General features: G+C 33.3%; 11 protein-coding genes. 5 read left to right on the forward strand and 6 right to left on the reverse strand.

From position 1 onward, the window contains the following. The first annotated feature begins 46 nt into the window (after positions 1–46). Positions 47–340, forward strand: coding sequence for a ribosome assembly RNA-binding protein YhbY (gene yhbY, locus ACGH6P_RS06680; protein WP_065559637.1), 294 nt, complete (start codon positions 47–49; stop codon positions 338–340). Positions 341–405: 65 nt separating this feature from the next. Here yhbY and greA read toward each other — a convergent pair whose 3' ends face one another. Beyond that, the gene (gene greA, locus ACGH6P_RS06685; RefSeq protein ID WP_065559646.1) at positions 406–882 is read right to left on the reverse strand and encodes a transcription elongation factor GreA; all 477 of its coding nucleotides are present in this window, start codon (positions 880–882) and stop codon (positions 406–408) included. A 237-nt stretch (positions 883–1,119) separates the two neighbouring features. On the opposite strand from greA, the gene ACGH6P_RS06690 reads away from it, so the two are divergent. From ACGH6P_RS06690 to hslO, 3 genes are all read left to right on the forward strand, one after another. Continuing rightward, entirely contained in the window at positions 1,120–2,724 is a 1,605-nt protein-coding gene (locus tag ACGH6P_RS06690) for a hypothetical protein (RefSeq protein WP_411597048.1), read from the forward strand. Between the two features lie 91 nt (positions 2,725–2,815). Beyond that, positions 2,816–3,214: a ribosome-associated heat shock protein Hsp15 gene (gene hslR / locus ACGH6P_RS06695; protein ID WP_065559639.1), complete on the forward strand. Its 399-nt coding sequence runs from the start codon at positions 2,816–2,818 to the stop codon at positions 3,212–3,214. A gap of 1 nt (position 3,215) precedes the next feature. Continuing rightward, positions 3,216–4,079 (forward strand): Hsp33 family molecular chaperone HslO, encoded by an 864-nt coding sequence (gene hslO, locus ACGH6P_RS06700; protein WP_267351148.1) that lies wholly within the window; start codon positions 3,216–3,218, stop codon positions 4,077–4,079. Between the two features lie 214 nt (positions 4,080–4,293). On the opposite strand, the gene tsaA is transcribed toward hslO, so the two are convergent. The 4 genes from tsaA to metN form a co-directional block, all read right to left on the reverse strand. Next, positions 4,294–4,998, reverse strand: coding sequence for a tRNA (N6-threonylcarbamoyladenosine(37)-N6)-methyltransferase TrmO (gene tsaA / locus ACGH6P_RS06705; protein WP_411597049.1), 705 nt, complete (start codon positions 4,996–4,998; stop codon positions 4,294–4,296). A gap of 136 nt (positions 4,999–5,134) precedes the next feature. Further along, positions 5,135–6,037, reverse strand: coding sequence for a methionine ABC transporter substrate-binding lipoprotein MetQ (gene metQ, locus ACGH6P_RS06710; RefSeq protein WP_267378913.1), 903 nt, complete (start codon positions 6,035–6,037; stop codon positions 5,135–5,137). Between the two features lie 14 nt (positions 6,038–6,051). Next, the gene (locus ACGH6P_RS06715) at positions 6,052–6,693 is read right to left on the reverse strand and encodes a methionine ABC transporter permease (RefSeq protein ID WP_411597058.1); all 642 of its coding nucleotides are present in this window, start codon (positions 6,691–6,693) and stop codon (positions 6,052–6,054) included. A 112-nt stretch (positions 6,694–6,805) separates the two neighbouring features. Continuing rightward, complete coding sequence (metN, locus tag ACGH6P_RS06720; RefSeq protein ID WP_411597050.1) at positions 6,806–7,837, reverse strand: methionine ABC transporter ATP-binding protein MetN; 1,032 nt, start codon at positions 7,835–7,837, stop codon at positions 6,806–6,808. A gap of 117 nt (positions 7,838–7,954) precedes the next feature. Here metN and gmhB point away from each other — a divergent pair, with 117 nt between their 5' ends. Then, complete coding sequence (gene gmhB, locus ACGH6P_RS06725; RefSeq protein ID WP_220216046.1) at positions 7,955–8,491, forward strand: D-glycero-beta-D-manno-heptose 1,7-bisphosphate 7-phosphatase; 537 nt, start codon at positions 7,955–7,957, stop codon at positions 8,489–8,491. 32 nt (positions 8,492–8,523) lie between these two features. Here the strand turns inward: gmhB and ACGH6P_RS06730 are convergent, their stop codons facing one another. Beyond that, positions 8,524–9,249: a DUF4184 family protein gene (locus tag ACGH6P_RS06730; protein WP_411597051.1), complete on the reverse strand. Its 726-nt coding sequence runs from the start codon at positions 9,247–9,249 to the stop codon at positions 8,524–8,526. Between the last annotated feature and the right edge of the window lie 303 nt (positions 9,250–9,552).

The following is a 9,552-nucleotide window of genomic DNA, read 5'->3' on the forward strand; positions in this document are numbered from 1 at the left end:
ATAAGGGTAGAATAACAAAATTGCAACTTAATGTGATAAAAAAATAATGAATTTATCAAATAAACAAAAACAGTATTTAAAAGGTGAAGCTCATCATTTAAAACCGATTGTCATGATCGGCGCTAATGGGTTTACTGAAGGTGTGCTTGCAGAGATTGAAAATGCGTTAAACTTTCATGAGTTAATTAAGATCAAGGTATCTGCTGAAGATAGAGAGACAAAAAAACTTATTTGTGAGGCTATCATACGTGAAACGCATGCCCTTGCAGTACAACAAGTTGGTTCTATTTTTACCATTTTTAGACCAAGTGAAGAGAAAAAAATCACTTTACCTAAATAATACGATTAATAAACAGGGTATTCGCCCTGTTTATCATTATCAAATGACCAAGTAGAATTCACCTTTTAAATATATTCTACTTTAACAATATCAAACTCTACATCGCCACCAGGTGTTTTGATTTGTACTGTGTCGCCATCTTCTTTACCAATTAATCCTCTGGCAATAGGGGAATTAACCGAAATGAGATTTTGTCGATAGTCAGCTTCATCATCACCTACAATTCGATAAGTGGTTTCTTCATCAGTATCCACATTGATAACAGTGACGGTGGCACCAAAAATAATTCTGCCAGTGTTTTTGACTTTTGTAATATCTATAATTTGTGCTTGTGATAACTTTCCTTCAATTTCTTGAATACGTCCTTCACAAAAACCTTGTTGTTCTCTTGCTGCATGATACTCTGCATTTTCTTTTAAATCACCGTGTGCTCTCGCTTCGGCTATCGCTGCTGTAATTTGAGGTCTTTTAACATTTTTCAGCTCTTCAAGTTCAGCACGTAATAATTCAGCTCCCTTTACTGTCATTGGGATTTGTTTCATTTGTGTGTCTCCCGCTTTATTTAAATTAAATAAAAACAATCCCTCATCTTACTTTAAATAAAGGAAGAGTGATCGATTCCATTTGGTATTTCAAAGATATGATTGTGTATTTCTATATATTAACTGTAAAACTGACTTAACGACAAATCATTTATACTAAAATAAGATGCTATTTCATTTAAAATCGTTTATCGTAATGTCATTGTGAACGGCTTATTATAACAATTTTATTCATTTATGCGACGGATACGATTCTACTTACTTACTCTTTTAGCAATTGCTTGGTTGTTAGTGTTACTCTCTTATTTTGTAGTACAGACGGCGTTTGGGGCAAAATTTGTAAGTGAGCAATTATCAAAATTAAGTCCCTATACTATCTCAATTGGGCATGTTCACCATTCTTTTTCAAATGTTTATGAAGTTGTCTTGGATGATGTTGTCATCAGCGATGGTCAGCAACAGATAGCTAATATTCCTAAAATGGTTATAGGGTTAGATAAACATGAACTGTGGCAATTCAATCATTTTAGCTATGTTACTGTGATTGATGGAATATTGGTTGATAGCAAAATTAAACATTATGATTTTTCGACTGATACGTTAAAATTCATTAATTCTACCATTACTGTTTCAATAAATAATAATGAAGATAAAATTCTATTTAAACAGGTAAATGGCGGAATTAAATCTTATTCTTCATCAAGTTTAAATAATGCCCAGTTTGATTTCACTTCTAACGAAGTATTGATCAATGAGGTTGCTATAAAATCAGTAATCGTTCAAGGATTTCACCGTGATAATATTACCTACTTAACCAATTTAGGTGGGAATATTGAAAATGGATTTTTTGTAAGTAAGTTAAAGATATTAGCTGATAAAAGTTGGGATATTGAACAACTTAAATTAAGCAATATTCATCTACAATCTCAAACAGACGATTTTTGGGAAAAGTATATTTCCTATTTACCGAAATTCTCTTTACGACAATTGTCGATATTTGAAAGTAGTATACAGCTACCCTCTTTTCTCGTTGAAAAAGGGAATCTTGAAGTCAAAAATATTCGTTTTGATAATGGATGGTATTTTGATGAAAGCTCTCTTGTTTTCAATGCCGATAACGTTGTATGGTTCGAAAATCTATTTTCCTCAGTATTACTTCAACTCAATCTTAATGATAATAATATTGAAATTGAAAAAGCGATAGCCACTTGGAATAAAGGTAATGTAAATCTTACAGGTAGCTGGCATGATAATACTTTACAGTTAGAACAAGTCACGATAGCTAGTGTCATTTATCAATTACCTCAACATTTAGAGCAATTAGTATTACCAACACAATTTAGTCGAATTGAAATTACTCAATTATCGATTTTACCAAGTCTATTAATTAATGTTGATGCTAACTATCCATTTGCTTTTACTAATTTTGAAGCACTGGGCTCAGATATTGTTATAGTCAAAGATAAATATTTAGGATTTGATGCCGGAAACCTATTTTTCAAAGCTGAAAGAGGATCTATTAATGGAATTGAGATTAATTATCCAGATTTGACCTTAAAATATGATTCACAACAGCATGCATTATTAAACTTTAGTAGTTTAATTAACAAGGGTGTTGTTGAAATAAAAGCAAAGCTTAATGCTAATCAAACAGAATTTACCTCTTTTCAATTAGGTGCTGCTAATATCCCAAGTTCTTTATTAAAAGATTGGAAATTAGTTAATTACGATCCTGAGTCAACTAATTATACCGCTAATTTAGTTGGTAAAATTGCACCATTTAGTTTAGCTGGCACAATACAAGTCAATGCGATCAATCATTTTCTTCAATCAGACAATTGATATTGGTTTAGTTAGCCTTATATATTATTAAAATGCTAAAACTCCTGTTCGTGTTTAAATGACGTTTTTGATTAATTAATATGAGAGTGAAATGGATCAAATCAGACTAGATAAATGGTTGTGGGCTGCCCGATTTTATAAAACGCGTTCCCTTGCTCGTGAAATGGTTGAGGGGGGAAAAGTTCACTATAATGGTCAACGAACTAAACCGAGTAAATTGGTGGAAGTCGGTGCAATTTTGACTCTTCGTCAAGGTTCAGATCAAAAAACAATTAAAATTTTGGCGATTAATGGACAACGGAGATCAGCGCAAGAAGCTCAATTACTTTATCAAGAAACACAAGAGAGCATTGATAAACGCGAAAAAATTGCTGAAGCACGCAAGCTTAATGCATTAACCATGCCACATCCTGATAGAAAGCCGGATAAAAAAGAGCGGCGTAACTTAATAAAATTTAAATATGATAGACAACAAGGCGACAATAATTGATATGGATACTTTAAATCGATTTATCTTTGATAATCACCCTGTTCGTGGTGAAATAACTCGTTTAGAACAAACTTACCAAGCAATTTTAGATAACCATAATTATCCTATAGCAGTACAAAATTTATTGGGTGAATTACTGGTTGCGACGAGTTTATTAACCGCAACCTTAAAATTTGAAGGCGATATTGCGGTTCAATTACAAGGTGATGGTCCTCTGCGTTTAGCGGTTGTTAATGGCAATCATCTTCTACAATTACGTGGGGTTGCTCGAGTTAATGGAGATATTGCTGATAATGCGTCATTGAAAGATATGGTGGGTAATGGCTATATTGTAATTACCATTACGCCCAAAAATGGAGAACGCTATCAAGGTATTGTCGGACTTGAAAAAGAGACGCTAATAGGATGTATTGAAAATTACTTCATGCAGTCTGAACAGTTGCCAACTAGATTATTCGTTAAAACAGGTGTTTACAATAATAAACCAATGGCTGCCGGCATATTATTGCAAGTGTTACCAGCTAATGAAAATACTGAAGAGTCTTTTGATCATCTATGCGCTTTAACCGAAACAATCACGAACGATGAATTATTTAAACTCACCAGTGATGAAATTTTATATCGCCTTTATAATCAAGAACAAGTTCGATTGTTTGAAACTGAGAATGTTACATTTAAATGTGGTTGTTCTCGGCAACGTTTTGAGGATAGTTTAGCAACAATACCGCAAAATGAAATTGATGAAATCCTCAAAGAGGATGGTGGAAAGATTGATATTCTTTGTGATTATTGTGGTAAACATTATATATTTGATGAGATAGATATCACTGAAATGCGAAGCAAACACAAAACAAATATCCATTGATTTTTAGGCATAAAAATACCACTAAGATTATTAACTAATTTTAGTGGCAAAGTGAAATATAGGGAATTAAACCCGTACATAATGTATCAGAATCGTATAAATACACCAACCTTTTTTATTAATTTTTTGCCATAATTTTGTTAAGAAAATTTACAAAGCTATTTTATCCTATTGGAAAAAGAAAATTATTTACTTTTCAGTTAAGTAAATTTTTTTAGATAACCTCGATATCGCCGACTATTGCGCATTCATTTTTGATTTTCCATTTTATGTTAAAATGGTATAGCGTTAATCCATATGTTTGTTCAGCGATGTTATTTTGTTTATAAGCAGGTCTAGGATCTTGTGAAATGACTTGAGCAATTAAATCTGCTAACTCTGGATAATTCTGTTTTTGCGATGTTAAAAAAAGTTGAGCTTCATCTGAAAACACGACGTGTAATTTTTTTTCTGGAGACGTTTGTGCATAGCCAGCAGTGGCATCTGGATAACTATCACAATAAGGTAGATAGGGTTTTATATCGATTATAGGTGTGCCATCAACTAAATCTAAACTTCCTAATTTTAAAATAACTTGTTTATTTTTAATGACTATGTCTTTTAATTCTACTGCTGAAAGCCCGATATGATTGGGTCTAAATGGGGAACGAGTTGCAAATACGCCTAACGTTTTATTTCCACCTAAACGAGGAGGACGAACGGTTAAGCGCCACTTGTTCTGATCTATATGGTGGAATTGAAATAGCAACCATAAATGTGAAAACTGTTCTAATCCTTTAACACTATTAGGATCGTTATAAGGTGCCAATAAATGAAGTTCTCCATGTCCAGCAGGAACTAAATTCGGTTGTCTGGGTACAGCAAATTTTTCGCTATAAGGGGAATGTATAATACCAATGGGGTCTATATGCCAGGTCATGATCTTAATTATGCTTTGCTGAATTAATGTATGGTCTGCAGTATATCACTCAATAACTCTATTTATTTTGTCTTTTATTGTTTCCGCCGATCTTAAATCGGCGGAATTTTGATTTATTAATGTTTTTGGTAAGTTATTACCAACCACGAATAGCACCACCATTAAAAATTTGATCTGCCTTTTGCGCTACAGCATCAGTTTGGTAAGCTTTCACAAAATTTTTGATATTCTCGTTATCTTTATCAGCTTCACGGGCAACGATAATATTAACGTAAGGGGATTCTTTATCTTCAACAAAAATGCCATCTTTACTTGGCGTTAAATTTGCTTGTCCGGCAAATGCATTATTGATAATAGCAAGGTCAACTTGTGCATCGTCTAAAGAGCGTGGCAACATAGGTGCTTCAAGCTCAACAATTTTATAATTATTAGGATTACTGGTGATATCTAAAACTGTCGGTAATAAACCTTTTGATTTATCAACGGTAATTAATCCTTCATGTTGTAATAACAGTAGTGCACGACCTAAATTAGTTGGATCATTTGGAATCGCAATGGTTGAGTTAGCTGGAATAAAGAAAGTTTCGCCACGCGGAGATGTCACTTTCACGCCTTCACCCGTTGGCGTAGCATTGTCGATTGGTTTAAGCTTATGAGAATAACTTGCAATTGGGTAAACAAATGAATTACCGACAACAGCTAATTTGTAACCACGCTCTTTCATTTGCTCATCTAAATAAGGTTTATGTTGGAAGGCATTAACGTCAATTAATCCATCATTTAATGCTTGATTAGGGGTGACATAATCATTGAAAATAACCAACTCAACATCTAAATGATAAAGATCCTTAGCTTGTTGTTTTACCACTTCGGCTACTTCTTGTTCGGGCCCTGAAATAACACCGACTTTAAGTGTAGTCATATTATCTGATTGATTTAAATTGTTATTTTCCGATACTGTTTGTTTACTATTATCACAACCCGTTAAAAAAAAGGCACTTACTAAGGTGGTAATTAATGCTAGCTGTTTAATTGACATAAGTTTCTCCAAATTTAATGATGAGTTACGCGTTTTACAATGGCATTTCCTATAAACTGAATAATAAATACAATAATGATTAAGATAACTAAAACTGTATTCATTATAGCAGGCTTGTATCCATTGTAACCATATTGAATTGCCAATTGACCAAGACCACCTGCACCAACAGCGCCTGCCATGGCAATATAACCCGTTAGCGTAATTAAAGTAATTGTCATACTATTAACAATGACCGGTAAGGATTCAGGTAATAAGACTTTATAAATGATTTGAAAGGGCGTTGCGCCCATTGAGCGAGCTGCTTCAATCAAACCTTTTGGAACATCTAATAATGCATTTTCAATCATGCGAGCGATTAATGGCGAAACACCTATACTTAGTGGCACAACAGCAGCTTGTTTACCAATAAACGTTCCCATTAAGAAAGTTGTAAAAGGAATAATCCAAACAATCAATATAATAAAAGGTATTGAACGAAATATATTCGTTATAAATGAAATAACACTATTAGCGATATAACAATCTAAAATTTGTCTTTTACGAGTGGTATAAAGTAGTATACCAATCGGTAATCCAATAACGGTTCCCCAAAATCCAGATAAGATAACCATATAAAGTGTTTCATCAGTTGCTTGTGCCATTTTAAATAACATGGCTTCATTAAAACCATTAAAAGAAGAGCAAAAAGCGACAAAATCACCCCAAAAATTGTAGTGTGCTAAATATCGAAATAAGGTTTCGAAAGGTTTAAAAGAAGGAATAAAACTAAACATAACCAAGCACCTCTATGTTGGTGTTATTTTTTTCTAAAAATTCAATTGCGGATTCAATACTTTTCGTCTCTCCCTTCATTTCCGCTAGCATTAAACCAAATTTAACGCCACCGGCGTAATCCATCTGAGCGCTAATAATATTGCTTTCGATATTGAATTGTTGAGCAATTTGCGATAACAGCGGTAAATCAACCGAAACACCTGAAAACTCTAGGCGTACTAGGGGATTAAGTCCTTCTCTATACTTTTTTGATAGCTTAGTTAAATAGTCATCAGGAATGTTTAAATGTAAAGTGGATTGAATAAATTGACGGGCAATATCGGTTTTAGCATGGGAAAACATTTCACCTACTGATGATTGTTCAATTAGCTCTCCATTGCTAATAACGGCAACTTGATCGCAAATCTGTTTAACGACATCCATTTCATGGGTAATTAATAAGATTGTTAATTCAAGTTTCTGGTTGATTTCTTTTAATAAAGTTAAAATCGAACGCGTTGTTTCTGGATCAAGGGCACTGGTAGCTTCATCACACAATAATACTTTTGGGTCACTTGCCAAGGCTCGTGCAATAGCAACACGTTGCTTTTGTCCACCAGATAAATTGGCTGGATAGACATTTGCTTTTTCAGTCAAACCAACTAACGCGATTAGTTCATCGACTTTTTGCTTAATCTTAGCTTTGGGTGTCCGATTAAGTTCAAGAGGAAAAGCAATATTATCAAATACGGTACGTGATGAGAGAAGATTAAAATGTTGAAAAATCATGCTGATTTTTCGACGAACAGGAATTAATTGTCGATTAGATAAATTGGTTATCTCTTGATTATCTAAAAAAATTTTACCACTTGTTGGCTTTTCTAACAGATTGACACAGCGAATCAATGTACTTTTTCCAGCGCCTGATTTACCGATAACCCCATAAATTTTACCTTTGGGTACATTAATAGTAATATCCTTTAATGCGTGGATTAACGTATTATTATGTTCAAAAGTTTTCGAAATATGTTGTAATTGTATCATAATATATAAAAGCAAAATGCGAATAGTTGAATATTAAGACGTCTAGACATCTAAGTCAATCAATAATATATTATGCAAATTAGGATAAATACCTAAATAAAAGGAAAATGAGTAAATATGAAGCCTGCTATTTTTTTAGATCGTGATGGTACAATAAACATCGATTATAACTATGTGCACACAATTGATAAATTCCACTTTATTGACGGAGTTATTGAGGCAATGCAAGAGCTCAAAAAAATGGGTTTCTTATTAGTTATTACCACCAATCAGTCTGGAATTGCCAGAAACAAATTTTCTGAAGAGCAATTTCATACTTTAACTGAATGGATGGATTGGTCGTTACAAGACAGAGGTGTTGACTTAGATGGTATCTATTATTGTCCGCATGATCCACTAGTCGATCATTGTGAATGCCGAAAACCAAGTCCCGGTATGATTCAAACCGCAGCGAAAGAGTTAGGCATTGATATTGCTAATTCCTATATGGTGGGCGATAAACTTTCAGATCTATTATCAGGTAAAAGGGCTGGGGTTAAAAAAACCGTTTTAGTGAAAACGGGCGACCCAATCACTGAAGAAGTCGTTGCTCAAGCCGATTGGGTAATCGATAGTTTGGCGGATTTACCTAATAAAATAAAAGCAGAATCATAACGTTCTAAAACAATACTATTCTATTACGGTGTTTAAAATAAACGCCGTATAATTCTCATGACAAGTGGTGCTAATATTAATCCTAAAAATAGTGCATCAATAAAGTTCACCACATTTTGACCAAAAGTATGGATAGTATTGGCGAAAAAAAGAGAGAAACCACTTATAACGATCATCATCAGCAAACCCCAATATAGAAAACTAACCGTATTCCTTTTATCAGTCATGATCGGTAATCTAAGAATAAAGAGGCATATTAAACTCATTCCGACCAAAGTACTGCCATGCTGTAGTAATTGGTAGATAGGAATATCAATATTTTTTAGGGAAATTGTCTGTTGTAAAAAAGGAATGTGTTTTACTACAAAACCCGTTAAGTGAGTAAAACTGTCCCAACAAATATGAGACGTAATGCCTATTACGGCTGATGTCAAAACAATAAACCAATGATGTAAGCAATACTGATTCCAATTAAAAGTAAGATAATGAGCAAATCGTTTATAAAAGAAATGAGGCAAATTTTTGATTAGTTCATTACGAATAATGGAATGAAAGATAAAAGCAACCATTAATGTTATTGGCAGATCAAAATAAACAATACCAAATAAAGTATGGCTCATATCACTTTTTATTTTCATTCTAAGAAAATATTCAAAGTCAGGGGACATGCTACCTATAATTAAGGCTGTCATGGAAAAAAATTGAGGCTTTTTATTAAAAGGTAAAACAATTGCTGGGTGTGCGAAAGTAAAAGGCATATGAAAAATCCATCTTAAAAAATTAGCCTAAAGCAAACATATCATAACTGACATAATAAATAATAATAAAGAAAGTTTGTAAAATTTGTATAGGATCAGTTTGTTTTCAATACGGCATGGGTAAAAAAAACACAAACAGAAATAAAATTGCAATAAACGCTTGCATGATTTTTTTAAGGCTCTATAATGCGCATCCACTGACACGGCGTCAGCGAAAGCAGGCGGAACAAGAGGTTAGTGAGCAGGATCAAAAATTTTGAAAAAAGATCTTGACGAATAAAAAGGTGTAGCGTAGTATACGCA

Source organism: Gilliamella sp. CG25, from assembly GCF_046635705.1.
Classification (GTDB): domain Bacteria; phylum Pseudomonadota; class Gammaproteobacteria; order Enterobacterales; family Orbaceae; genus Gilliamella; species Gilliamella apicola_I.

Bases quoted from the DNA above. Each gene is read 5' to 3' on its own strand.
- yhbY (WP_065559637.1), top strand. From the start codon at position 47: ATGAATTTATCAAATAAACAAAAACAGTATTTAAAAGGTGAAGCTCAT.
- greA (WP_065559646.1), bottom strand. From the start codon at position 882: ATGAAACAAATCCCAATGACAGTAAAGGGAGCTGAATTATTACGTGCT.
- ACGH6P_RS06690 (WP_411597048.1), top strand. From the start codon at position 1,120: ATGCGACGGATACGATTCTACTTACTTACTCTTTTAGCAATTGCTTGG.
- hslR (WP_065559639.1), top strand. From the start codon at position 2,816: ATGGATCAAATCAGACTAGATAAATGGTTGTGGGCTGCCCGATTTTAT.
- hslO (WP_267351148.1), top strand. From the start codon at position 3,216: ATGGATACTTTAAATCGATTTATCTTTGATAATCACCCTGTTCGTGGT.
- tsaA (WP_411597049.1), bottom strand. From the start codon at position 4,998: ATGACCTGGCATATAGACCCCATTGGTATTATACATTCCCCTTATAGC.
- metQ (WP_267378913.1), bottom strand. From the start codon at position 6,037: ATGTCAATTAAACAGCTAGCATTAATTACCACCTTAGTAAGTGCCTTT.
- ACGH6P_RS06715 (WP_411597058.1), bottom strand. From the start codon at position 6,693: ATGTTATTTAAAATGGCACAAGCAACTGATGAAACACTTTATATGGTT.
- metN (WP_411597050.1), bottom strand. From the start codon at position 7,837: ATGATACAATTACAACATATTTCGAAAACTTTTGAACATAATAATACG.
- gmhB (WP_220216046.1), top strand. From the start codon at position 7,955: ATGAAGCCTGCTATTTTTTTAGATCGTGATGGTACAATAAACATCGAT.
- ACGH6P_RS06730 (WP_411597051.1), bottom strand. From the start codon at position 9,249: ATGCCTTTTACTTTCGCACACCCAGCAATTGTTTTACCTTTTAATAAA.